Source organism: Rhodococcus sp. NPDC055024 (assembly GCF_053608585.1).
Genome location: NZ_JBSGVT010000001.1, coordinates 669,245 through 693,278 on the forward strand (window position 1 = coordinate 669,245; position 24,034 = coordinate 693,278).

The window sequence follows — 24,034 nt, forward strand, 5'->3', positions numbered from 1 at the left end:
TTTCCGGTGTTCTGGGTACTGATCGATCAGACGGAGGTACTGGCTTCGACCAGGCCGATACGGTCGATGCGTTCGGTGCGGGTGTTGAGCCGTTCGGTCGCATCAGTAGCAGTGAGCACGCTCAGCTCGTAGTGCAGCACCGCTCCGACACGAGTACAGAATGCTGCGGGTTCGTCCGCCGCATCGGGAAATTCGGGGATGACCCGATCGACGATGCCGCCCGCGAGTAGATCGAAGGACCGTATCCCTTGACTGGCAGCCATGTCCGGCGCGTGCGTGATGTCGTGGAACATGATTGCGCTCGCACCTTCGGGAGGTAAGGGCGAGAGCCAACCGTGGCGGGCCGCCAGCACTCGATCGGCCGGAATCAGCGCCAGTGCACCGCCGCCGGTGCCCTGCCCGAGCAGGAGGGAAATGGTGGGGACCTCGAGTGAAATCATGTCGGCTATGCACCGAGCGATCTCGCCGGCCAGGCCGCCTTCTTCGGCTTCCTTCGACAGTGCCGCGCCCGCCGTGTCGATGATCGTCACCAACGGCAGGTCGAGTTCTGCGGCCAGCCGCATTCCTCGCCGAGCTTCCCGCAGAGCGCCGGGGCCGAGTGGGGAGTGAGGAGTCTGCCCGCGACGGTCCTGTCCGAGAAGGACGCAGGGCATGTCGCCGAAGCGGACGAGTGCGAGCATGATGCCGGGATCGTTCTCGCCTTGGCCGGTTCCGTTGAGCGGGAGCATGTCCGAAGCGGAATTGAGCAGCACTTCACGAATCCCAGGTCGGTCTTCGCGCCGGGATGCGACGACGGATTCCCACGCCGACGTATCGGGTGGGCAGTCGTACGAGCACGGGTCACTGGGCAGTGAGTACCCGCGACGCGTCCCGGTGATGATGCGCAATGCGCGTTCGACGATTTCGGCGAGCTGGTCTGGCGGCCTCACTGCATCGATGAGGCCGTGCTCGTGAAGGTTTTCGGCTGTCTGGACACCGGCAGGGAAAGGTGAGTTGTACAAGGCCTCGAACACTCGAGGACCGAGGAATCCGACGAGGGCCCCCGGTTCCGCGATCGTCACGTGACCGAGTGATCCCCAGGACGCGAATACGCCTCCGGTGGTGGGGTTTCGGAGATAGACGATGTAGGGCAGGTGCGCTTCTTTGTGCTTGATGAGCGCCGCGGTGATCTTGACCATCTGCAAAAACGCCGTCGTCCCCTCTTGCATGCGCGTTCCCCCGGACGTGGGAAGCGCAAGAAGGGGCAGACGCTCTTGCGTGGCTCGTCGGATGGCGACGACGAGGCGTTCGCCGGCTGCTACGCCGATCGAACCACCGAGAAAACCGAACTCGCAGACGATGATGGCCACGCGGCGGCCTCTGACGGAGGCGCTGCCCGTCAGGACGGACTCGTCGAGCCCGGTCTTCTCCTGGGCCCGCAGAAGTGCTTCCGCGTAATCGGAGTCGGTCGCGACGGGGATCGGAGGCGTATCCCACGACTCCCAGGTGCCGGCATCGATCACCAGATCGAGCAAGTCGCGAGCCGAGAGGCGGTTCATCGGGTGAATCCTTGTAGCCACGACATGACTTCGTCAGTGTCTTCACCGAGTACCGGCGGTGCCGTGTGGCGGGTCTCCGTCACTTCGGTTCCGTCCGGTTCGAAGAATCGCAGCGGCGGACCGGGCAGAGTGATGTTGCCGAGCGTGCTGTGGTCGACATCGACGAGCAATCCCTGTGATCGGGTCTGCTCCCATTCGTACACCTCGGAGATCGTCCGAACCCGTCCTGCCGGTATTCCGATGCGGTCGAGTTCGGTCAGAAGCTCGTCACGCGAGTACGGTTTGAAGGTACGTTCGATCAATTCGACTACCTGGAAATGATTTTCGACGCGTTCGGCGTTTGTTGCCATACCTTGGGCGTCAGGATCTAGGTCGAACCCTTCGCAGAATCTTCTCCACAGGCTCTCGCTGCCGACCGAGATCTGCACTGCGCCATCGCCGGTACGAAAGAGTCCGTAGGGTGCGATGGAGGGATGGTGGTTGCCTTGCGCTGTGCCTACCTCGCCGGCGACGGTCCACTTCGTTCCTTGAAACGCGTGAACACCGACCACGCTGGCCAAGAGCGACGTTCGGACAACGCGGCCTCTCCCTGTCTGCTCGCGTTCCTTCAAGGCTGCGACGACGCCGAAGGCCCCGTACATCCCGGCGAGAAGATCGGCGATCGGAACTCCGACCCTTTGGACGTCGTCCGGATTCGATCCGGTGAGCGACATGAGTCCGGCTTCCCCCTGGGCGATCTGGTCGTAGCCGGCGCGACCGCCTTCGGGACCGTCGTGGCCGAAACCGCTTATGGACAGGACGATCAGTCGAGGATTCAGCTCGGCCAGCCGCTCGGTGGAGAATCCGAGTCGATCGAGCACCCCGGTGCGGAAGTTCTCCATGAGAACGTCGGCGCGGCAGACGAGATCTTCGAGGGTTGCACGCCCACTGTCGGATTTGAGATCGAGCGTGATCGACTTCTTGTTCCGGTTCGTGGACAGAAAATACGTCGATTCCCGTTGTGTGTTCGGTGGTTCCAACGGGGGGTCGACAAAAGGCGGCCCCCACCCACGGGTGTCGTCGCCGCCATGAGGTGATTCGACCTTGATCACGTCGGCACCCAGATCGCCGAGCATCATTGCCGCGTGAGGACCCGCGAGTGCGCGCGTGAGGTCGACGACTATCACGTCGTGTAACGGACCACTACGAGCACTTGTGTTGTGAGGCTTCGAAGTCGAGTTCATGTCGCACCGCCGTGTTCTGGTGTAATTGGCTGAGCCAGTTGGTGGTTGAGGCCTCCGTAGTTCGGTCGACTCCGGTCCGCTGGACCGAGAAACCGGCCAGGGCCACTGAAGGAGGTATGTGCGGCCCGTCTTTCGAACCGTAAGCGGGCGCCGGTGAACGGCACATGGGTAACCTTGCCGACGACGGGTGTCAGTGGTGGGTAAAAAGTGACGAACGCTCACCGCATGGCGCGATTACGGTTGTGTCGAACCGCAATCGGGGCGCTCTGTCAGCCTATTTGGTGCTTTTTCATGACATTTCGTGCATCTTCATGACCTGCAGGGCGAGTGAGACGTTCAACCGGAGAACGGGGTCGTCGGTGAACGATCCGACGACGCTCTCCAGCTTTCCGATTCTGTATCGCAAAGTGTTGTAATGCATATGCAGTGCCCGGGACGCTTCGGCGACATTACAATTGCAGTCGAGCAGAGTCTGGAGTGTGAGACGCAAGTCCGCGGCTTCGGCGTTGTCCGCCGCCAGCGACTTCAGAACGTCATCGGTGAACGAGCGCAGTTCGCTCTTGTCTGTCTGAAGCGAGAGGAGTCGGTGTACGCCGAGTTCGTCGAAGTGGGCTATCCGCCCCGGCCCGTTGATGCGTCGGCCGACGACTACGGCTGTGCAGGCTTGGTCGTAGGCAGCAGGAAGGTCGGCCAGGGAGTAGATCACCCGGCTCACTCCCGTGCTGAAGGAGCGGCGGCCGCTGGTGCGATCTCCGGCAACCTTGCGAACCAACCCTTCGATGTCCCGAACCGCGCGGTCGGTGCTGGTCGGGAAAAGCGTGACCACCTCGTGTCGGAACCCGACGGACGGTGCCGTCCGCTCGTGGGTACGCACCACTTGTTGCCAGCCGTCACTGAGTCGATCCTGGTCCGTGCGAGTGGAATTCGCGTGCTGGGATTCCGGGTGATCGACGTCGAGTTCTGCAACCACAACGGCAAGTGGACGAGTGACATCCCACCCCAACTGGGTGAAGTGCGCGCTCACTTCCGCAGGCGAGCCGGCTTCGCCTATCAGTGCGTCGCGGAGGAAGTCGCCGCGGAACTTGGATTCCACTGCCGCAACTGCCAGCTGTTTGGTGACGGCCAGCGCGGCAACGGTGGCCGCTCGCTCCAGCGCTTGAACGACAACTGCGCCGAGTTCGTGGGTGCCGGCGTACGCCACCATTCGGCCGTGGTCGGTGCCGCCGGCCACTACTCGGGTGAGCGCCAACTGGCCGGGAAATCCCTTGGGTGCGTTCTGTAAACCGACGGCGACCCGCTCGGTCCGGAACCGACCGGTGCTTTCGAACAACGGAAGCGCGTTCAGCGCGGCTGAATCCCCGGCCTCGGTCAATACCCTTCCGTCCGGCGAGCAGATCAGAACGCTGACGTCGAAGAGCGCGGCGAATTCCGCGGCAATCTGAGGTAGATCGCCACCTTCCAAGACGATCGACGTCAACGAGCGGTGAAGTCGATCGGCAATGTCGAGTGCCGCGGACTGCTTCGCCACCAACTTGGTGAAGACCTCCGAAATCACCTCGTCGAATCCTGCGGTGACGGGAAGAACCAACAGCGGCAGGCCTCGCTGCTCTGCCATGTGCAGCATCGCCTCGGGCAGTTCGTCGAGATAACGGCCCGTTTTCACGGCAAGTGCCGCGACTCCTCGGCGTGCAAGACCGTCGACGAGGTCACTGAGATCTGTGTCGTCGAGAAGCTCTCCGGTCCGCCCGTAGCGCAGCGGGAACCCGGTTGTCACCAACAACTCGTTGGGCTTCACCCAAGCCAGGATGTCCGGAACTTCCATCACGTTCACCGACTGGACGAGGTGCCGCAAACCCCCGTGCCCGGCAAGGACTTCGGCTCCACGCAGACTGGGCAGCTCGAGGACATCCCGAACCGTCAGTCTGTAGTCGCCACCTTCTGGCAAATGTTGAAGCTCTTCGCTCGAATATTTGGCAGATCTATCCATGTCGCGAGACTACGCTCGATCGCACAGTGAACATTGTCAACAGTTGACGAAAATACTCTCTCGGAATGAGTGGTCTCCGTATGTCTGGTGACTATCTTGGTCCGAATTGGCGATCGCCGGCGTCTCCGAGTCCAGGTACCAGGAACGCATTTTCGTTCAGGCCGTCGTCGATGCTCGCGGTGAGGAGCCGGACCGGATGTCCGGAGTTCTTCAGTGCTTCGATCCCCTCCGGAGCCACGACGACACATATTGCAGTCACATCGGTGGCTCCGCGTGCAATGAGCAGATCGATTGTGCGGACGATGGATCCACCGGTCGCCAACATCGGATCGAGGACGTAGACGGGGGTGCTCGACAGATCAGCTGGCAGGGACTCGAGATACGGAACCGGCTGGTGTGTCTTCTCGTCTCGTGCCATTCCCACGAAACCGACGCCTGCCTGCGGAATAAGGGCACTCGCCTGTTCGACCATGCCGAGGCCCGCTCGCAAGACCGGGACCAGGAGCGGTGGATTCGCCAGTCGCACCCCCATCGTCGGAGCAACTGGCGTCTCGATGTCGAACTGTTCCAGTTCTGCGCCGCGCATGGCCTCGTAGACCAACATATGGGTCAGTCTGCGCAAGGCGGACCGGAATGTTGCGTTGTCGCTGCGAGCGTCGCGCATGGTCGTGAGCAGCGATGCCGCCAGCGGATGGTCGACAACAGTGGTGTCCATGGTCGAATCGTAAGTGAGAACCGATGGGGCGGCGCACAACCGGTGAATCGGAGTCGAAATAACCAATCACGGTTTTCGTTTGGGCAAGTATTGACGATGCCGAAGGGTTCGAGTCGTCATAGCGTGGTCGGCATGGCAGTTCCGAACCGCTCGGCTGGACTGGGCGCCGGGAACTGTCAAGGCCCAATTTTGCCTCCACGATTCCCTATACAAGGAGATGCCAATGCCCGAAGCAATCGAGGTCCGTAAGGTTCCGCTACACAGCGTCTCCGACGCCAGTGAGCTCGCCAAGCTGATCGACGACGGTGTCCTCGAGGCCGACCGCGTCATTGCAGTCATCGGCAAAACCGAGGGTAACGGCGGCGTCAACGACTACACGCGCATCATCGCGGACCGAGCGTTCCGAGAGGTTCTCTCCGCCAAGGGTAATCGCAGCCCCGAAGAGGTGGCGGAGGTGCCGATCGTCTGGTCCGGCGGCACGGACGGCGTGATCAGCCCGCACGCGACGATCTTCGCGACCGTGCCGGCAGACAAGGTCACCAAGACCGACGAGCCGCGACTGACCGTGGGTGTCGCCATGAGTGAGCAACTGCTGCCCGAGGACATCGGCCGTACGGCCATGATCACCAAAGTTGCTGCGGCAGTGAAAGACGCGATGGCCAATGCCGGCATCACCGATCCCGCCGACGTGCACTACGTACAGACCAAGACTCCGTTGCTGACCATCCACACCATCCGTGACGCCAAGAGCCGCGGCAAGACTGTGTGGACCGAACAGACTCATGAGTCGATGGACCTGTCCAACGGCGGAACGGCTCTGGGGATCGCGGTTGCGCTCGGCGAAATCGACATGCCGACCGACGAGGATGTCATGCACAGCCGCGAACTCTTCTCCTCAGTTGCATCCTGCTCGTCCGGCGTCGAGTTGGACCGCGCTCAGATCGTTGTCGTCGGCAACGCGCGTGGCGTCGGCGGACGCTACCGCATCGGGCACAGCGTGATGAAGGATCCGCTCGATCAGGACGGCATCTGGGCGGCGATCCGTGACGCCGGCCTCGAGCTACCGGAGCGGCCGCACTCGAGCGACCTGGACGGCCAGCTCGTCAACGTGTTCTTGAAGTGCGAGGCCAGCCAGGACGGAACGGTCCGCGGCCGTCGCAATGCGATGCTCGACGACTCCGACGTGCACTGGCACCGCCAGATCAAGTCGTGTGTCGGCGGAGTCACGGCAGCTGTCACCGGTGATCCGGCAGTGTTCGTGTCGGTGTCGGCAGCACACCAGGGTCCCGAAGGCGGCGGCCCCGTCGCTGCCATCGTCGATCTCGGTCAGTAGCCGGTAAGAACCTCGCTGGAAACTTCGACAGTCGCGCCGCCACCGGCTATTCGTCCTCGAATCATTTGCCGGTGGCGGTGAGTCCGTCCGGTGTGTCTCCCGGCGCACCCCACTTCACTGCTTGAAAGGATTCACGATGGTTCATGCTGCTGACCCTGTCGACGAGAGCGATTCCGGTGTGGCTGAGAGTGGCGATCTCGTCATGGTCGATGCCGTGACGCTCAGTGGTCTGATACGCCGGCGTGAAGTGTCATGTGTCGAGGTGATGGACAGCTTCCTCGACCAGATCGAAGTGCATAACCCGGCCGTGAACGCGATTGTTGCACTGCGGGATCGGGAAGCGTTGACGGCGGAGGCGCGCGAGCGCGATTCTCAGTTGGCGGATGGGCATTATCTTGGTTGGATGCACGGGTTTCCGCATGCAGTGAAGGACCTGTCGGCAGCAAAGGGTCTGCCGTTCACGTCCGGGTCGCCGATGTTCGCGGATCGAATCGCCGAAGAAGATGAACTGTTCGTCAGGCGGATCAAGTCTGCCGGCGCCATCGTGATCGGCAAGACCAATACGCCGGAGTTCGGGCTCGGCTCCCAGACGTACAACCCGGTGTGGGGTACGACGGTGTCGCCGTACGACACTTCGCGCACCGCCGGCGGTAGCAGCGGAGGAGCCGCAGCGTCGTTGGCGCTCCGAATGCTTCCGTTGGCGGACGGAAGCGATTACATGGGCTCGCTCCGAAACCCGTCGGCGTTCAACAACGTTGTGGGATTCCGACCTTCCTGGGGTCGCGTACCGGAGACGGGATTCATTGCGCAGGGCGCTGTTGTGGGCCCGATGGGCCGAACCGTCACCGACGTGGCCCACCTGCTCTCCACGATGGCGGGGCCGGATGCCTATGCACCGTTGGGGATTCGCGAGGATCCCGCTGTATTCACCGAAAGCCTCGCCCGTGATCTGAAGGGCTCTCGGATTGCGTGGGTCGGTGACTGGAACGGCTACCTGGCAACCGAACCTGGAGTCCTCGAGTTGTGCGAATCCTCGTTCGAGGTCTTCGAACAGTTGGGGTGCCACGTCGAGGCAGCACTTCCCGACTTCAAACCCGAGGACATCTGGCAACTGTTCTTGCGATGGCGTTGGTGGGCACAGCTTGGCTTGATCGATCAGTACAACGATCCGAGCATGCGCGAGTTGATGAAGCCCGAACTGTTGTGGGAGCTCGAGCACGCGGTCACACTCTCGGCTCTCGACGTGACCAAGGCCGCGGAGGCTCGCAACGGCTGGCTGTCGGCCATAACCAAGATGTTCGAAACCTACGATTACATTCTCGCTCCCAGTGCCCAGGTGTTTGCTTTCGACAAGAACACTCACTGGCCCGAGGTCGTCGACGGCCGGTCGATGGACACGTATCACCGGTGGATGGAGACGGTTGTTCCCTGGACGATGGCCGGGGTTCCGGTTGCGGGGATGCCGGTCGGCTTCGATGATCGTTCGCTTCCCATGGGTATCCAGATCATCGGTCGGCACGGCGCCGACTTGGACGTTCTCCAACTCGCCTACGCGTTCGAGCAGGCAACCAAGTGGGTCGAGCGGGTACTTCCGCCCGCACTCCGCGTGAACTGACTTATCTATTTCGGACGTATCCAGTTGGGAGAGAACGATGATGGCTTCGGCATTGTGGCACGGGTTCGCGGACATGGGCGCTGTGGAGAAGAACGGCGCGTTTGTCGTCTCTCGCGGTGAGGGCGCGTACATCTGGGATTCCGAGGGCACTCGGTATCTGGATGCGACGGCGGGCCTGTGGTTCACCAATGTCGGGCACGGGCGCACCGAGATTGCGGATGCGGTGGCGGCTCAGTTGTCGAAGATCGCTCATTTCTCCAACTTCGGTGATTTTGTTCCCGAGACCACGCAGCTGTTGGCGGAGCGTTTGGCGGCCATCGCGCCGGTTGCCGGGAGCAAGATCTTTTTCACTTCGGGTGGTTCGGATTCGGTGGACACTGCGGCGAAGCTGGCTCGCCGGTACTGGCACGAGGTGGGGCAGCCGGAGAAGGCGATCATCGTCGGACGTCAGAAGGCGTATCACGGAATGCACGTTGCGGGAACGGCTTTGGCTGGTATTCCGGTGAACCGTGAGGGTTACGGCGAGCTGATGGCGGATGCGGCGACCGTCGGCTGGGACGATGCGAAGAGCCTGCTCGAGTTGATCGAGAAGATCGGTGCGAACAAGATCGCTGCGTTCTTCGCGGAGCCGATCATCGGTGCGGGTGGGGTGTATCTTCCGCCGGAGGGGTATCTGGCCGAGGTGCGTGACATCTGCCGTGAGCACGACATCCTCTTTGTCGTCGACGAGGTCGTGACCGGTTTCGGCCGGATCGGTGGTGAGTGGTTCGCGTCCACTCGTTTCGATTTGCAGCCTGACATGATGACCACGGCAAAGGGTTTGACGTCGGGTTACGTTCCGATGGGTGCGGTGTTCATCGCGCCGCGGGTGGCGGAGCCGTTCTATGCCGGTTCGTGGTGGCGCCATGGGTACACGTACGGCGGGCATGCCGGTGCTGCTGCGGCGGCGATGGCGAACCTCGACATTCTCGAGCGTGAGAATTTGCTCGCGGAGTCGAAGCGTTTGGAGGCGTCGTTGCATACGCATCTGCAGCCGCTGGCCGAGCATCCGCGGGTGGCGGAGGTTCGTAGTGGGCTCGGTGCGGTCGCGGCTGTGCAGTTGGCTGATCCGGCGGAGGCGTTGCCGTTCGTGAAGACGCTTCGCGAGCATGGTATTTCGGGTCGCGCTGCGGGTCAGGGTGCGATGCAGATTTCGCCGACGTTTGTGATGACCGACGATCAGGTCGCCGAGATGGCCGCGGGGATTCTCGCAGCCCTCGGCTAGGACTGTCGTTTTCCGTTGACAGACATCGTGTTACGGAATCATTAAGCCGAAGAAAATGTTTGGGCCCTTCGTGGCGTGGTCCTCATTTCGGTCGAAACTGCCTCCAGCACTGACGATGACCCCTGCCCGCATCATCTGCCACCATTGTTGCCAATCTCGGTGATTGGGTTCTGGCAGATTGTCATCACGTCCAAATCTCGGTCCTGCATTAGCGTTTCACTCCAGACACGGTGTTTGTGAGCTGGGGCACAAAGCATTTCGAACACCTTCCTCCTTTGCGAAAGGTCTCGTCATGCCGATCTGGACGTTGCACGGAGACGGAAAGAACATCGGAGCCGGTGAAGTGGTCGCTCCCGGCGAGCGACTCAGTTGGGCGAGAACCATCGGGTTGGGCGGCCAGCATGTCGTGTCGATGTTCGGCGCGACGTTCGTCTTTCCGATCATCATGGGCCTCAATCCTCAACTTGCCGTGATGATGTCAGGCTTTTGTACCCTCTTCTTCCTGCTGGTGGTCAAAGGACGCGTCCCCAGTTACCTCGGTACGTCGGCGGCGTTCGTCGGTGGTGTCGCAGCCATTCGCGCCCAGGGCGGAACGACGGCGGAAGTGACCGGCGCGATTCTGGTGTCAGGGCTGGTTCTGGGATTTGTCGGCGTCGCCATCCACTTCCTCGGCGGTGGCGTCATCAGTAAAGCGCTACCACCGGTGGTCACCGGCGCAGTGGTGATGTTGATCGGATTCAACCTGGCTCCCGTTGTCGCGGGGTTGTACTGGCCGCAGGACCAGTGGGTGGCACTGATCGTGATGGTTGCGTTGATCGTGATGAGTGTTGCGCTACGCGGCTTCTTGGGACGTATCGCCATTCTCGTCGCGCTGGTTTTCGGCTACATCTTCTCCTGGGTCCTCGACCGGGTCTCCGGCCCGATCACGTCCGCCGGCGGTAGCGGAGCACCTACCGAGCACTTTCGTGTCAACTGGGATTCGGTGCACTCGGCGTCGTGGTTCGGGTTGCCGCCGTTCTCGGACGAAGCCAACGGAATCGTCGGTATTCACGCTCCCTCGTTCAGCCTCACGTTCATCGTTCTGGTCCTTCCGGGTGTCATCGCACTGGTCGCGGAAAACGCCGGACACGTCAAGGCGGTCGCCGAGATCACGGGCGACGATCTGGACCCCTACATCGGACGCGCGATTGCCGGTGACGGTTTTGCCACCGCCATCGCCAGCGCGGTAGGCGGCTCCCCCACGACGACGCACGCCGAGAACATCGGTGTCATGGCAGCCACTCGGGTGTACTCGACCGCCGCGTACGTGATCGCGGGTTTCATCGCGATCCTGCTCGGCTTCTCGCCCAAGTTCGGAGCAGTCATGGCGGCGACTCCCGGGGGCGTTCTCGGCGGAATTCTGGTGGTTCTGTTCGGCATGATCGGTCTGCTCGGCGCCAAGATCTGGAAAGAAAACGGTGTCGACTTCGGGAATCCGCTGAATCTGATGCCGATCGCCGCCGGCCTGATCATCGGTATCGGTGACACGGCTCTGAAATTCAGTGACACGTTCTCGCTCGGAGGTATCGCGCTCGGCACCATCGTCGTGATCGTGATGTACCACCTCTGCCAGTTCGTCGGGTCCCGGAACCCCGAGCTGAACAGGCCGAAGTCCGGGCGGCGACCGGGCGCGAATGCGTCAGATGACGAAAGGGAAGAGCCAGTGGTGCAGCTCACGTGATGCCAAGTTGAATGTATGCCAGGTATGACCCGTGACCGTTGTCACATCTGCACAAAACGTGAAGTGACTCATAGAGGCAGGATTGAGTAATGAAACCGTCGCCGCTGACTTATCACCGACCGTCCTCGGTCGAGGACGCGTGCCGAATCCTCTCCGAGGTCTCTCACGAGGGGAAGGTGCTCGCCGGTGGGCAATCGCTTGTGCCGCTGCTGTCCATGCGCCTCGCCGCCCCCGCCCACATCGTCGACATCGGATCGATCCCTGACCTCGCTTCGGTGACCTCGTCCGAAGACGAAGGAGTGCGGTTCCAGGCCCTGGCCACGCACTCGGTGCTGGCGGCCGACGAAGGTGCTTGCCGAGTTCAGCCTCTGCTGAACCGCGCACTGCAGTTGGTAGCGCACCCCACGATCCGTAACCGCGGGACGAGCGTCGGCTCCATCGTCCATGCCGACCCGTCGGCGGAGATGCCGGCAGTCCTGACACTGCTCGGGGGCAGTGTGAGCGTCCAGTCGGTGCGTGGCACCCGCGAGATCGCGTCGACGGATCTCTTTGTCGGTCCCCTCGAATCGAGCCTGGAATCTGACGAGATCGCGGTGTCGGTGTCGGTGCCCGCCGCCGAGCCCGGCGTGGGAACCGCCATCGACGAGATCGCGCGCCGTCACGGTGACTACGCACTGGTCGGTGTCGTTGCGCGTATTCGCGTTGTCGACGGTCTGGTGGCCGAAGCGCACATGACGTACGTGTCCGCCGGCGAGCTGGGACAGGTCGTGGACTACACGGACGTGCTGGCGGGGGCATCCGCGACGGATCAGCGAGATCCGCGCTGGCGCACCCTCGGGGAATGCGCCCGCGCGCAGATAGATACCGAGGCAGACATTCACGGGACGGCGGCGTACCGATCGCAACTGGTGTCCGCGCTCACGGCGCGGGTCGGGTTTGCAGCGGCAACAGATGCTCTCAGTGAGAACGCAGTACTGGCAGGAAAGTGGTGACCATGTCCAAAAACGATCGCTCCATCGATGATCAACTTGCCGAGCTGGCAGCAGATACCGGTGAACACCATGTGGCCGTGACGTTCACACTCAACGAGGTGACGAGCACCGTCGTTCTCCCCTCCCGCACTCTGGCCTCGGACGCCATTCGTCACCACCTCCGTAAGACGGGAACGCACGTCGGTTGTGAACACGGCGTGTGCGGTGCGTGCACCGTGCTGCTCGACGGAAAGCCGGTGCGATCCTGCCTCGTCCTCGCCGCCAGCCTCGAAGGTCGATCGATCACCACCGTCGAAGGACTCGTCGAGCCGGACGGCACCTTGCATCCGGTTCAGCAGGCGTTCAAGGACTGTCACGGCTTGCAGTGCGGATTCTGCACTCCGGGATTCGTGACGACCATCGCGGCGTTTCTCGAGGAGAACCCCAATCCCACGCGTGAGGAAGCAACGGACGCTATAGCGGGAAACCTCTGCCGTTGTACGGGATACCAGAACATCAGGGCGTCGGTTCTGCGCGCAGCGGAGATCAAGCGTGAACGAGCCGGGCAGTTCCCGCTCGGAATCGACGACGCATCCACTCGGGAGGCGTTGGATCGCAAGGTGCGGGGCACAACGAATCCCGTCGGAGGACGGGCGGGTAAGGCATGAGTACTCCGGTCAAACCAGCAAAGCGCAACGGGGCGAAGCACCCCGCTTCCGATCATTCGACGGCCGATCATTCGGTTGCCGACGACGGCAAGTTCTTCGGCAAACCGATTCCGCGCGAGGAAGATACGCGTCTGCTCAGCGGTCAGGGGCGGTATCTCGACGATCTGGGCCACAACGCGCTGATCGCGGCATTCGTCAGGTCGCCGCATGCACATGCGCGAATCATCGACATCGACATCGATCAGGCACTGGAAGTGCCTGGCGTACATGCCATCTACACCTACGAAGATCTCCTGGCCGACACCCCGGAAATGGCGGAGAACCTGCCACTGCTCATTCCGCATCCGGGAATCATCGCTCCGCGTAACGGGTACCCCCTTGCGAAGGACGAGGTGAACCACGTCGGAGAAGCCATCGCCATGGTGGTCGCCGACAATCGGTACATCGCCGAGGATGCGTGCGCGAAGATCGACGTCACGTACGAGACACTGAAGCCGGTAGTGGGAATCGACGTCGCCCGCACTGCCGACAATGCCGTCCACGCTGACGTTCCGGACAACATCGCCGCTCATCTGCAGCACGGGTTCGGTGATCCGGACGCCGAACTTGCGGCCGCGCCGCACCGACTGACGCTGGATCTCGAAATCGAGCGTTCGGCATCCATGCCGATGGAGGGCAAGGGTGTCTACGCGCGCTGGGACGGCGACGAGAACACCCTCACGTTCTGGACCTCCACCCAGACGTCCACCTCCGCCCGCGCCGCCGTTGCCGCGCGATTGGGTATGGCGCTGAACAAGGTTCACTGCATCGCTCCCGACGTCGGCGGTGGATTCGGTGTCAAGATCGTCCATCCGTGGCCCGAAGAAGTGATGATCACGTGGGCCGCTCGGCGCCTCGGCCAGGCCGGCATCTCCTGTGAGGTGAAATGGGTCGAGGATCGCCGTGAGCACTTCATCTCGAGCGCACACGAGCGCGGACAGATCCAGAAGATCGACATCGGGTTCGACGACGAGGGTCGTCTGTTGGCTTTCGACTTCACGTTCTGGCACGACAACGGCGCTTACCTGCCGTACGGAATCATCGTCATGATCAACACCGCGACGCAGGTTCTCGGGCCGTACAAGCCGAAGTCGTTCCGGGTCAACGCCTATTCGCTGTACACCAACACGGTCATCGTGACCCCGTACCGAGGCGCCGGACGCCCGCAGGCCGTGTTCGCGATGGAGCGATCCATGGACGCCATCGCCAAGTACCTGAACAAGGACAAGATCGCGGTCCGGGAGGCGAACTTCATTCGCCCCGAGGACATGCCGTACGACTTCGGCCTCATGTTCCAGGACGGGCGCCCGTTGATCTACGACACGGGTGACTACCAGGCCGGTATCGACAAGCTCAAGAAGCTCATCGACTGGGACGGATTTCCCGAGTACCAGAAGAAGGCTCGCGCCGAAGGGCGGTCGGTCGGCATCGGCATCGGCGCGTACGTCGAGGGAACCGGTCCCGGACCCTACGAGGGCGCACACGTAGTGGTCGAGACGTCCGGAAAGGTCAAAGCGGCAACAGGCTTGACGACGCAGGGGCAGGGCCACCAGACAGCGTTCGCCCAGATCGTTGCAGACGACCTCGGAGTCAAGGTCTCCGACGTCGAGATCGTCACCGGTGACACTCGCCGGTTCGGTTATGCCGTCGGCACTTTCGCCTCACGTGGCGCGGTCATGTCGGGTTCGGCTTTCCATGTCGCGGCGCAGATGGTCGCGGAGAAAGCGAAGAAGATCGCGTCCGGAATCTTGAATCTGCCGGAAGCCGAACTGGAACTCCAGGGTGGCCACGTGTGCAAACTCGGCACCGAGCCCGGGGTGGAAGGTACTTCTGTACCGCTGAGTGTTGTTGCCGTGCTGTCGAACCCGCTGCGATATGCGTTCGACCGTGAATCGAAGTTGGCTACCGGTTTTGCCAAAACCGACACGGACATGTCGAAGCCGCCGATTCCCGAGGGCGAGCAGCCCGGTCTGGAAGCCACCGGCTACTACTCGCCGCCCAGTTCGACTTTCGCTTCGGGAGTGCACGCGGCGATCGTCGAAACCGATCCCGTGACAGCCGAGATCACGGTCCGTCGTTACGTCGTCATCCACGACTGCGGCAACGTGATCAATCCGCGCATCGTCGAAGGCCAGGTCATGGGCGCCGTTGCGCAAGGTATCGGTGGCGCACTCTACGAGCGGATCGTCTACGACGAGCACGGACAGATGCTCAACGCGTCGTACATGGACTTCTTGATGCCGTTTGTCACCGAGATGCCGGATTCACTCGAGATGGATCACACCGTCACGCCGTCGGGGCTCAACCCACTCGGTATGAAGGGCGCCGGTGAGGCCGGTGTGATCCCGACCAGCGCCGTCATCGCGGCCGCCATCGAGGATGCCGAAGGAATCTCGATCACGTCCATGCCTATTTCACCGTCCGAACTGTTCGAACTTCGACTCGCACATGCGGGTTCGTCATCAGAGGAGAATGCATGAGAATCGCCGGCACCGCGCAGCTGACGGCACCTCGAGAAGAGGTCTACGACAAGCTCCAGGACGGTCGTGTACTGGCCGCGACCATTCCCGGTGTGCAGTCGCTCGAGCAGCTAACGGACAATCACTACAAGCTCTCGATCATGGCGGGAGTCGCGTCGATCAAGGGCGTCTACGACGGTGAAGTTGTTCTTTCGCAACAGAATCGGCCCAATTCGTTTGTCATGACGGCTTCGGGCGCTGGTGCTCCCGGCACCGTGAAGGCGGACGTCACGGTCACGTTGACGGAGAACGAGGGTGGCACGCTGCTGTCGTACGATGCCGACGCGGTAGTCGGCGGGATGGTCGGCGGCGTCGGACAGCGGATGATCACCGGTGTCGCCAAGAAGATGGCCGGGGTGTTCTTCAAGAGCATCGACGGCGTCATCGCCAACGGCATCCCCGAGAAGGTCACGGCCGCCGTGGCGGCGGCAATTCCGGCAGCGTCGGTCGAGGCGGTGCCGGTAGTTTCCGGAGCTGTCGCGGCACCGGCGATTCTTCCGGCCGGTGTACCGACCGCGGGTGGCGCCGATGCTCGCACGGTGATGGTCAGCGCCGTCGTCGGCGCAGTCATTGCTTTGTCAGGTGTTGCTATAGGCGGATTCCTGGCGCGTTCTGGTTGTCGCGAGTAGTTCGGCAGCGTATCGACAGGGCTTCCACAGCTGTTTTACGATGAGGGAAACGCCCCGAACCGACCAGGTTCGGGGCGTTTTTCACGTCCGTGTAACCCGCTGGGGCGCGGGCGAAGATCCGCTCGTGATCGTGCGCCGAACCTTGGTCCCCCGATTCGGCGAATTGTGACAAAGAATCCGCCGTTCCGAACCTGTGGAATAGCACTACACGTCAGGTACGAGCCACTTACCGGCTAGGCCGCAACCGTCGATCGGTACCAGACGAGACGAGCCAAAGATCTCAGGAGGAAGCGTGGAACCCAGGAAGATTCGGGTCGGTATCGATACCGGCGGAACGTTCACCGACATCGTGGCAGTGGACGACGAAACCGGCGCCATCGTCACCACCAAGACCCCGTCCACTCCGGCGGACCCCGCCGAGGGCTTTCTCGCCGGTATCGAGAAGGTACTCGCCAAGCTCGGTGAGAGTGGCGACTCGATCGGTGCGGTCAGCCACGGTACGACCGTAGCGACAAACAAGCTGCTCGAAGGCAAGGTCGAGAACCTCGGCTTCATCACCACCGAAGGCTACGAGCACGTTCTCGAAATCGCTCGTCAGTCGGTGCCGGACGGTTACGGCAACTCGTACTTCTGGGTCAAGCCCGAACGCATCGTTCCTGCCGATCGGGTACGCACCGTCGGCGGACGGCTTTCCTTCGACGGCAGCGAGATTCGACCGCTCGACGAAGAGAGCGTCCGCAGCGCAGCGCAGTTCTTCAAGGACCGTGGTATTCGCACCATCGGTGTCTGCCTCATGCACTCGTACGCCGATCCGACGCACGAGGAGCGCGTACGCGACATCCTCTTCGAAGTTTTCCCCGACGCGACGGTGAGCATCTCGAGCCAGGTGCTTCGTGAGTACCGTGAGTACGAGCGGTCCATCACCACCCTCGTGGACGCCGCGGTCAAGCCGAACATCCGCAACTACGTGAACAACATCGCGAATCGTCTGCGTGAGTTCTCGACCACCGACGGTGAACCCCGCGACATCCCGTTCTACGTCATGAAGTCCAACGGCGGTGTCCTCTCGGCCAAAGAGGTTGTTCACCAGCCTATTACGACAGTACTTTCCGGACCGGCTGCCGGTGCTCTCGGTGCCGCACTGATCGCCGACGCGGCCGGCGTCGAGCAGGTGTTGACCTGCGACGGCGGCGGAACGTCGACGGACGTCACCGTCGTGGTTCGCGGCGAGCCTGCGCTGACAACCGAAGGGCGAGTGGGCAACTACCCGTCGAAGATCCCGATGATCGACGTCGTGACCGTCGGCGCCGGTGGCGGGTCGATCGCGTGGATGACACCGGAACACACCCTCCGGGTCGGTCCTCAGTCGGCGGGCGCCGATCCCGGACCGTTGTGCTACGGCAAGGGCGGCAGCGAACCGACCATCACCGATGCGCATGTCTTGCTCGGGCGCATCCCACCCCATCTGCTTGGTGGCGAGATCCCCCTCGACACCGAACTGGCACGCAAGGGACTCGAAGAGCTTGCAGCGCAGCTGAGTCTGGGTTACGAGGAGTGCGCGGTCGGTGTCCTCGAGGTCTCGGCGTGGAACCAGGCCAACGCGCTGCGCCAGATCACTGTCAAGCGTGGTCTTGACGTTCGCGACTTCACCCTCGTGACGTTCGGCGGTTCCGGCTCCCTTCTCGCCTGCCGTCTCGTCGACATTCTCGGCCTGAAAGATGTTCTTGTCCCACTCAATCCGGGTAACGTCTCCGCGTTCGGCCTACTGACGGTCGACGTGCGCAACGACTACGTTCAGACGCATGTCAGCCGCCACGACCGGTTGAAGGCGGAAGACCTGCAGAGCCAGTTCGACGCGTTGGCCGGCGAGGCCGAGATCGCGCTCGCCGAAGAAGGTTTCGACGAGACGCAGCGCAAGTACTCCCGCACTGCGGACCTTCGCTACCTCGGTCAGGCCTTCGAAGTACGTGTCCCCGTGGCGGAAGGCACCGTCACGGCGCAGATCATGGACGACGCGGCCGAGGCATTCCACCAGGCACACCGTGAACTGTACGGCTACGACTTCCGGGGAGACCCGTCGCAGCACGTGGAATGGGTCAACCTGCGCGTGAGCGGCATCGGCCCGATCAAGCGTCCGACGCTCAAGGAGATCGCTGCCGGAAACGGTGCCGACACCGCCCGAACCGGTTCGCGCCAATCCTATTTCGACAGCTGGGTCGAAACGGCCACCTACGATCGCACACTGCTCGGTGCGGGTGACGTCATCGAAGGACCCGCCGTGATCGAGGAGTTCAGCTCGACTGTTCCGATCCATCCCGGATTCTCGGCACGTATCGACACCTTCGGGAACATTCGTATCTCGAAGTCTTCCGACTCGAACGGAGTGAAGTGATGACCGCCATTCTCGATGCTGCTGCTGCCACCGCGGCCAAGCCGTACCGACTCACCGCTACCGACGGCGCGTCACCTGATCCGATTCTGGTCGAGATCGTCGCCGGTTATCTGGCCAGCGTGGAGATGGAGGTGGAGACCTCCATCTCGCGCACCTCGCGCTCACCGATGATCCGTGACGCTCACGACTTCCGCGCAGGTATTCACGACCGGAACCTCCGCAAGCTCACGGGCCGTTCGTATTCCGCCTTGGTTCATCCGATCGCGCGGGACTTCCCGCTCGAGACGATGAAGCCGGGAGACGTGTACTTCCACAACGACGTCTACCTGTCCGAAGGTGGCATCGGCCATCTCCCCGACCTCTGCGTCACCGTGCCTGTCTTCGCCCGCGTCACTCCCGATGCCGAACCGAAAGTTGTTGCCTTCGTTCAGGCATTCGGCCACCACGACGACATCGGCGGTTGCTGCCCCGGCTCCATGCCGTCCGGTGCCACCACGGTGTACGAAGAGGGACTGATGGTTCCGCCGATCAAACTGTGGGATCAGGGAGTTCCCAACGAGGCGGCGCTGCGCATCATGACGCGCAACTCCCGCATGCCCGACGCTCTCGCAGCCGATCTCGATGCCGAGTGCTCGGCGTGCCTGATGGGTGCGCGTCGACTCACCGAATTGTTCGAGCGCTACGGCGTCGACACCGTCGAGTCGTGCTTCGACGCGATGATGGACGCGACCACCGAGACGTACCGCCGCGAGATCCTCAGCAAGATCCCGGTCGGTGAGTACACCTGGGAGGACTACGCCGAGCACGACGGCGTCGACGAGCCGATGCTCCACATCCAGCGGATCACGCTCACGAAGACGCGGCCGGAAGACGAGGGCGGCGAGCGACTCATTCTGGACTTCAACGGAACCGGGCCGCAGGCAAAGGGCCCGATCAACCACTGCGGCGACTACGCGGACGGAAACTTCCTCATCAAGTGGCTGGCGCCGATTCTGCGTAACCTCGCGGACACCCCGGAGCGCATGGCAGAACTGGATGTCAACGAGGGCGTCGTACCGCTGATCGAGATGAAGTTCCCCGAGAAGGGAACACTGATCACTCCGATCTTCCCCGCTCCCACCAACGCTCGCACGTTTGTCATCCTCCGCTTGCTCGGTGTGCTCGCCGGCGTCGTGGCCAAGGCCGTGGACGGGAACATGCCCGCCGATCAGGAAACCATCAGATACACCGGTGTTTACGGTGAGGACTTCGAGGGTCACTCGTACCTCATGCGTGAGGTACTCGGCGGTGGTTCGGGCGGACGCTACTACGCCGACGGTGAGGACACGATTCACGTCGTTCCCGACTCGCGGAACCTGCCTACCGAGTTCACCGAGAGCCGCTTCCCGTTCATCGTCGAGAAGCTCGGTCTGGCCATGGATTCCGGCGGAGCTGGACGCTACCGGGGCGGCTTGGGATACGAGAAGCACATCCGCATGCTCAAGGATGCGCATTTCATGTCCATCGCGGACCGTTCGATTCTGGCTTGCTGGGGTGTCAAGGGCGGCAAGGCCGGCCGGCCGTTCTCCGTCGTACTGAATCCGGGTGGACCGAACGAGCGTGAGTTCGACGCACTGACCGATGCCGAGCCGATCAAGGCCGGCGAGATTGTACGAATTCGTACCACCGGTGGCGGCGGTTGGGGAGATCCACTGGAGCGTCCCACCGAGGAAGTCTTGCGAGATATTCAGTGGCGCAAGGTTTCCGTCGAAGGCGCACGCGACGACTACGGAGTTGTCGTGATCGACGGTGACGAGCCGTCTGTCGACGAGGCTGCCACCACGGAGCTACGGGATCAGTTGCGTTCGGAGCGCGGTGAGAACGAACCCTTCTTCGATCGGGGTCCGGGCTACGCACAGCTCTCCGGTGGCGCCACCTCAGCGGTCTACGACTACGTCTAGGACGGAAAACTCTCATGAACAACGGAATTGCTCGCGGCGCCGACATCGCGGTGATCGGCGCCGCGGGTAAGACCGGCGAGGCAGTTGTCACCGCACTTCCGTCGAGCGTGACAGCTCGGCGACTGGTGCGAAAAGCCCGCATCGAAGGCGATTTCGAGGTCGAACTCGAGACGGGAAACGGACTGCGCAAGGCGCTCGCCGGGTGCCGAGGCGTGTACTTCATCGCCCCCAACGTCCATCCCGACGAGCCGGCACTTCTTCGCAATGCCCTGACGGCAGCGGCTTCGGCGGGAGTGGAGCACTTTGTCTATCACTCCGTCGCGTGGCCGTTCAGCCCGTCCATGCCGCATCACCTGGACAAAGCCAGGTGTGAGGACGAACTGCATCGCTCCCCGCTGAAGTGGACTGTGTTGCAGCCGTGTGCGTATGCCGAGAACTTCGAGGCGGTACTCACTGGTCGATCCGAGACCATCGTCTTGCCGTACAGCGCGGACACGAAATTCTCGTTCGTGAGTTTGGCGGACGTGGCGGCCGTTGCCGCTGTGGTTCTGAGCGAGGGCCCGGGTGAGCATCACGGAGCGACGTACGAAGTGGGCGGCCCTGAAGCTCTGAGCGTTATGGAGGTGGCACAGATAGTGGAGAAGCAGACGTCACGGACCGTCGCGATAGATCAGATCAGCGTGGATCACTGGCGCGAACGGATCGGCAACGACCTCGACGTCAACGCCAGCTCGCGTCTGGCCGCGATGTTCGACTTCTACAACCACCATGACTTCCTCGCCGGCAGTGCGGCCGTCGAACTGCTGTTGGGTCGCCGACCGACGGGAATCGAGAGCCTGATTCGGTGAACCTTGCTACGAAATGCCTCCTGCCGCCCAGACCACCAGCGGAGGTAGGGCGGCCAGGATCAGGCAGACCGTTCCGTTGAGCCACTTGTGCTCCACCGTGACGGCGGCGAACTCGCGCAGAATGGCGCTCGGTAGGTAGTAACGGGCGGTGTGGGAACCGATGACTTCCGCATCCAGATCGAGGCTTCGGGCAAACGTCGCGGTTCGTAGTATGTGGAAGTTGCTGGTGACCAGAACCATTCGAGGCTTCGTGGTGTTGGCACGGAGAAGGTCCCTGGTGTACTCGAGGTTCTCGAGCGTGGTGGTCGAGCGGTCCTCGAGCATCACGTTCTCGCGCGGGATTCCGTGATCGACGAGGTAGACGCACATTGCCTCCGCCTCGCTGACGACCTCGTCCGAACCCTTCCCGCCGCTGACGACCAACAGCGGTGACCGTCCTTCGCGGACCTCGGCACGAAACACGTCCGCAGCCTTGTCCAGACGGCTGGCCAGCAGGGGCGTCACGTCGGCGCCCGAAAGCCCGGCGCCGTGAACCACTATCGCGTCCATCCCGGGCTGGTACTTCTGGCGTCCGTAGACGTAGGAGTAGAGCAGAAAACTCGTGAACAAGAACCCCAGGTACGACGCGACCAGACTGAATGATCCGAGAACGACTGCGAGCCAATACCTCTGCGTCAGCAACGCGGATGCGAGCAGCACATAGGGAACGAGCAGTCCGAGGCCGGCGACGAGGGAGAGCAGATTTGCGACGCTGAATCCCTCGCGCCGCAGCATCGTGACCCCGTTGACGATCAGGAACCCGGCGAGCAGGAGCACCAGCAACGGCGAGAGCAGAGCGATCGTCGCGATCACGAACGACGGGACCTCGGTTCCCGGCGCACCCGACTGCAACATCCAGAGGCCGGTGAAGATCAGTCCCAGAAGTAGATAGACACCGTTGCTCAGCCTCCGCCTGTCCTGTCTGAACCGGTAGCCGCAGAAGCCGAGCAGCGCGAGGCCGATGAGGAGAAGGATCACGGAGCCAGCCTAGGCGAGGCGCCTACTACACGGGCGCCACCACCTTCGACTGCTGGATCGACGTCAGCACTCTCGTGCGGGCCTCGATGAACAGTGGGTCCGCTTTGGTGGTCAGTTGATCTCGCGCACCGGTCAACGGAACGTCGACGATGTCCTGCATCAACGCCGGGGTTCCGCCGAGGACGACCACCCGGTCCGACAGGTACACCGATTCGTCGACGTCGTGGGTGACCAGGAGGACGGTGATGCCAAGATCACGTTGAAGGGTGAGCAGCAGGTCCTCGAGTTCCGCGCGGGTCTGCGCATCGACCGACGCAAAGGGTTCGTCCATGAGAAGTACCTGCGGTCGATAGGCGAGAGCGCGAGCTATCGCCACTCTCTGCTGCATTCCGCCGGACAACTGCCAAGGGTACGAACGCGCAGCACCTTCCAGACCGACGACGGTGAGTGCCTCGGTTACCCTCTCGTTCTGAACCTTGCGTGCCAGGCCGTTGCCTCGCAGCGGCAGGCGAACGTTCTCGCCCACTCGAAGCCAGGGCATCAGTGTGCGTCCGTAATCTTGCGACACGAGCGCAAGAGTGGCGGGCGGAGCGTCGATTGCGATCCCGGCGATGCGGATCTCACCCGTAGTCGGCTTCTGCAGACCGGCGATGCAACGAATCAACGTGCTCTTGCCGATTCCGGAATGTCCGACGATGCAGACGATTTCTCCCGGTGCAACCGAAAGATCGATCCCGCGAAGCACTTCGCGGCCGGCAGGTCCGCCGTAGGTCACTCCGAGGCCGTTCAGTTCGACTGCGGGGGTGGATGCCGCAGATTCTGTGGATGACATCAGTTTCCTTTCACTGCGAGTGCGCCGTGGGTCCGAGGCTGCCATCTGAGCAACCATCGTTCGATCACGCCGTAGCCGACGTTGAGTACGTACCCGATGATTCCGAGCAGGAGGATTCCGGACCACATGTCTGCGATGGCAAAGGTCTGTTGCGCGACGATCACGAAGTGGCCGATTCCCGCAGTGGAGACATACATTTCGCTGCCGACCATGATGACGACACCGATCGCGAGACTGGTACGGATACCGACGGTTATCTGAGGCATCGCTCCGGGGAGGAGTACCTGCGTGACCAGCAGGAGTGTTCGGATGCGATAGCTGCGCGCCACCAATCGAATACTCGGGTCGATGGAGCGAATGCCGTCGAGGGTGTTGAGGAGTATCGGCCAGACCGCGCCGAAAGCGATGGCGGCGACGTTGCCCGAAGAACCTGTGCCGAAGACGATGAACAGGGCCGGCAGTACGGCCAGTGCGGGTATGGCACGGAAGAATTGGAGAAACGGATCGGCGATGTCTGCAGCCAGTGGAAACAGTGCAAGAAGAAGACCGGCCCCGATGCCGAGCACCAGTGCTACGGCGAGACCGAACCCGAGATTGGTCAGGCTGGGCACTACATCGCGTGCAAATCCTGCCCCGAACCAGTTGTCCACAAACGCTTTCCAGATCCGTGACAGCGGCGGAAAGTACGGAGACTTACTCGACGCGGATCCGAAGTACCACACGACGACGATCAAGATCGGCAACCACAGCTCCCACGCGAGGAGTCGAATCCCGGACATCATTC

Annotated in this window: 18 protein-coding genes; 11 read left to right on the forward strand and 7 right to left on the reverse strand. The window is 62.3% G+C overall.

Going from position 1 to position 24,034, the window contains the following annotated elements; genetic code table 11:
* Nucleotides 1–26: 26 nt before the first annotated feature.
* From ACWF6P_RS03070 to upp, 4 genes are all read right to left on the reverse strand, one after another.
* Entirely contained in the window at nt 27–1,538 is a 1,512-nt protein-coding gene (locus ACWF6P_RS03070) for a carboxyl transferase domain-containing protein (protein ID WP_452619929.1), read from the reverse strand.
* On the reverse strand, nt 1,535–2,761 hold the full coding sequence (locus ACWF6P_RS03075) for a CaiB/BaiF CoA transferase family protein (RefSeq protein ID WP_452619930.1): 1,227 nt from the start codon (nt 2,759–2,761) through the stop codon (nt 1,535–1,537). Before ACWF6P_RS03075 ends, ACWF6P_RS03070 begins: the two co-directional genes overlap by 4 nt.
* Before the next feature lie 289 nt (nt 2,762–3,050).
* Nucleotides 3,051–4,748, reverse strand: a complete 1,698-nt coding sequence (locus ACWF6P_RS03080; RefSeq protein ID WP_452619931.1) for a PucR family transcriptional regulator — start codon at nt 4,746–4,748, stop codon at nt 3,051–3,053.
* A gap of 91 nt (nt 4,749–4,839) precedes the next feature.
* A complete protein-coding gene (gene upp, locus ACWF6P_RS03085) occupies nt 4,840–5,463 on the reverse strand; it encodes a uracil phosphoribosyltransferase (RefSeq protein WP_452619932.1) in 624 nt (207 codons plus the stop codon).
* A 223-nt stretch (nt 5,464–5,686) separates the two neighbouring features.
* On the opposite strand from upp, the gene ACWF6P_RS03090 reads away from it, so the two are divergent.
* The 11 genes from ACWF6P_RS03090 to ACWF6P_RS03140 all read left to right on the forward strand — a co-directional run bounded on the left by ACWF6P_RS03090 (nt 5,687) and on the right by ACWF6P_RS03140 (nt 21,401).
* Nucleotides 5,687–6,796 (forward strand): barbiturase, encoded by a 1,110-nt coding sequence (locus ACWF6P_RS03090; RefSeq protein ID WP_007735206.1) that lies wholly within the window; start codon nt 5,687–5,689, stop codon nt 6,794–6,796.
* 136 nt (nt 6,797–6,932) lie between these two features.
* A complete protein-coding gene (locus ACWF6P_RS03095; RefSeq protein ID WP_452619933.1) occupies nt 6,933–8,411 on the forward strand; it encodes an amidase in 1,479 nt (492 codons plus the stop codon).
* A gap of 40 nt (nt 8,412–8,451) precedes the next feature.
* The gene (locus ACWF6P_RS03100; RefSeq protein WP_452620435.1) at nt 8,452–9,675 is read left to right on the forward strand and encodes an aminotransferase family protein; all 1,224 of its coding nucleotides are present in this window, start codon (nt 8,452–8,454) and stop codon (nt 9,673–9,675) included.
* Between the two features lie 292 nt (nt 9,676–9,967).
* A complete protein-coding gene (locus ACWF6P_RS03105; protein ID WP_452619934.1) occupies nt 9,968–11,395 on the forward strand; it encodes a uracil-xanthine permease family protein in 1,428 nt (475 codons plus the stop codon).
* A gap of 89 nt (nt 11,396–11,484) precedes the next feature.
* Entirely contained in the window at nt 11,485–12,387 is a 903-nt protein-coding gene (locus ACWF6P_RS03110; protein WP_452619935.1) for an FAD binding domain-containing protein, read from the forward strand.
* A 2-nt stretch (nt 12,388–12,389) separates the two neighbouring features.
* Nucleotides 12,390–13,034, forward strand: a complete 645-nt coding sequence (locus ACWF6P_RS03115; protein ID WP_029256750.1) for a (2Fe-2S)-binding protein — start codon at nt 12,390–12,392, stop codon at nt 13,032–13,034.
* Nucleotides 13,031–15,553 (forward strand): aerobic carbon-monoxide dehydrogenase large subunit, encoded by a 2,523-nt coding sequence (cutA, locus tag ACWF6P_RS03120; RefSeq protein ID WP_452619936.1) that lies wholly within the window; start codon nt 13,031–13,033, stop codon nt 15,551–15,553. The genes ACWF6P_RS03115 and cutA overlap by 4 nt, the downstream gene beginning before the upstream one ends.
* A complete protein-coding gene (locus tag ACWF6P_RS03125; RefSeq protein ID WP_452619937.1) occupies nt 15,550–16,221 on the forward strand; it encodes an SRPBCC family protein in 672 nt (223 codons plus the stop codon). The genes cutA and ACWF6P_RS03125 overlap by 4 nt, the downstream gene beginning before the upstream one ends.
* Nucleotides 16,222–16,513: 292 nt before the next feature.
* The gene (locus ACWF6P_RS03130) at nt 16,514–18,613 is read left to right on the forward strand and encodes a hydantoinase/oxoprolinase family protein (RefSeq protein WP_452619938.1); all 2,100 of its coding nucleotides are present in this window, start codon (nt 16,514–16,516) and stop codon (nt 18,611–18,613) included.
* Complete coding sequence (locus ACWF6P_RS03135) at nt 18,613–20,553, forward strand: hydantoinase B/oxoprolinase family protein (protein ID WP_452619939.1); 1,941 nt, start codon at nt 18,613–18,615, stop codon at nt 20,551–20,553. The genes ACWF6P_RS03130 and ACWF6P_RS03135 overlap by 1 nt, the downstream gene beginning before the upstream one ends.
* Nucleotides 20,554–20,567: 14 nt before the next feature.
* On the forward strand, nt 20,568–21,401 hold the full coding sequence (locus tag ACWF6P_RS03140; protein ID WP_452619940.1) for an NmrA family NAD(P)-binding protein: 834 nt from the start codon (nt 20,568–20,570) through the stop codon (nt 21,399–21,401).
* 6 nt (nt 21,402–21,407) lie between these two features.
* Here the strand turns inward: ACWF6P_RS03140 and ACWF6P_RS03145 are convergent, their stop codons facing one another.
* The 3 genes from ACWF6P_RS03145 to ACWF6P_RS03155 are packed head-to-tail and all read right to left on the reverse strand — an operon-like array spanning nt 21,408 to nt 24,032.
* Nucleotides 21,408–22,418 (reverse strand): YdcF family protein, encoded by a 1,011-nt coding sequence (locus ACWF6P_RS03145; RefSeq protein WP_452619941.1) that lies wholly within the window; start codon nt 22,416–22,418, stop codon nt 21,408–21,410.
* 25 nt (nt 22,419–22,443) lie between these two features.
* Entirely contained in the window at nt 22,444–23,250 is an 807-nt protein-coding gene (locus ACWF6P_RS03150) for an ABC transporter ATP-binding protein (protein WP_452619942.1), read from the reverse strand.
* On the reverse strand, nt 23,250–24,032 hold the full coding sequence (locus tag ACWF6P_RS03155; RefSeq protein ID WP_452620436.1) for an ABC transporter permease: 783 nt from the start codon (nt 24,030–24,032) through the stop codon (nt 23,250–23,252). The genes ACWF6P_RS03150 and ACWF6P_RS03155 overlap by 1 nt, the downstream gene beginning before the upstream one ends.
* Between the last annotated feature and the right edge of the window lie 2 nt (nt 24,033–24,034).

Bases quoted from the DNA above. Each gene is read 5' to 3' on its own strand.
- upp (WP_452619932.1), bottom strand. From the start codon at position 5,463: ATGGACACCACTGTTGTCGACCATCCGCTGGCGGCATCGCTGCTCACG.
- ACWF6P_RS03115 (WP_029256750.1), top strand. From the start codon at position 12,390: ATGTCCAAAAACGATCGCTCCATCGATGATCAACTTGCCGAGCTGGCA.
- ACWF6P_RS03125 (WP_452619937.1), top strand. From the start codon at position 15,550: ATGAGAATCGCCGGCACCGCGCAGCTGACGGCACCTCGAGAAGAGGTC.
- ACWF6P_RS03070 (WP_452619929.1), bottom strand. From the start codon at position 1,538: ATGAACCGCCTCTCGGCTCGCGACTTGCTCGATCTGGTGATCGATGCC.
- ACWF6P_RS03140 (WP_452619940.1), top strand. From the start codon at position 20,568: ATGAACAACGGAATTGCTCGCGGCGCCGACATCGCGGTGATCGGCGCC.
- ACWF6P_RS03110 (WP_452619935.1), top strand. From the start codon at position 11,485: ATGAAACCGTCGCCGCTGACTTATCACCGACCGTCCTCGGTCGAGGAC.
- ACWF6P_RS03150 (WP_452619942.1), bottom strand. From the start codon at position 23,250: ATGTCATCCACAGAATCTGCGGCATCCACCCCCGCAGTCGAACTGAAC.
- ACWF6P_RS03080 (WP_452619931.1), bottom strand. From the start codon at position 4,748: ATGGATAGATCTGCCAAATATTCGAGCGAAGAGCTTCAACATTTGCCA.
- ACWF6P_RS03095 (WP_452619933.1), top strand. From the start codon at position 6,933: ATGGTTCATGCTGCTGACCCTGTCGACGAGAGCGATTCCGGTGTGGCT.
- ACWF6P_RS03090 (WP_007735206.1), top strand. From the start codon at position 5,687: ATGCCCGAAGCAATCGAGGTCCGTAAGGTTCCGCTACACAGCGTCTCC.
- ACWF6P_RS03105 (WP_452619934.1), top strand. From the start codon at position 9,968: ATGCCGATCTGGACGTTGCACGGAGACGGAAAGAACATCGGAGCCGGT.
- ACWF6P_RS03155 (WP_452620436.1), bottom strand. From the start codon at position 24,032: ATGATGTCCGGGATTCGACTCCTCGCGTGGGAGCTGTGGTTGCCGATC.
- cutA (WP_452619936.1), top strand. From the start codon at position 13,031: ATGAGTACTCCGGTCAAACCAGCAAAGCGCAACGGGGCGAAGCACCCC.
- ACWF6P_RS03100 (WP_452620435.1), top strand. From the start codon at position 8,452: ATGGCTTCGGCATTGTGGCACGGGTTCGCGGACATGGGCGCTGTGGAG.
- ACWF6P_RS03135 (WP_452619939.1), top strand. From the start codon at position 18,613: ATGACCGCCATTCTCGATGCTGCTGCTGCCACCGCGGCCAAGCCGTAC.
- ACWF6P_RS03075 (WP_452619930.1), bottom strand. From the start codon at position 2,761: ATGAACTCGACTTCGAAGCCTCACAACACAAGTGCTCGTAGTGGTCCG.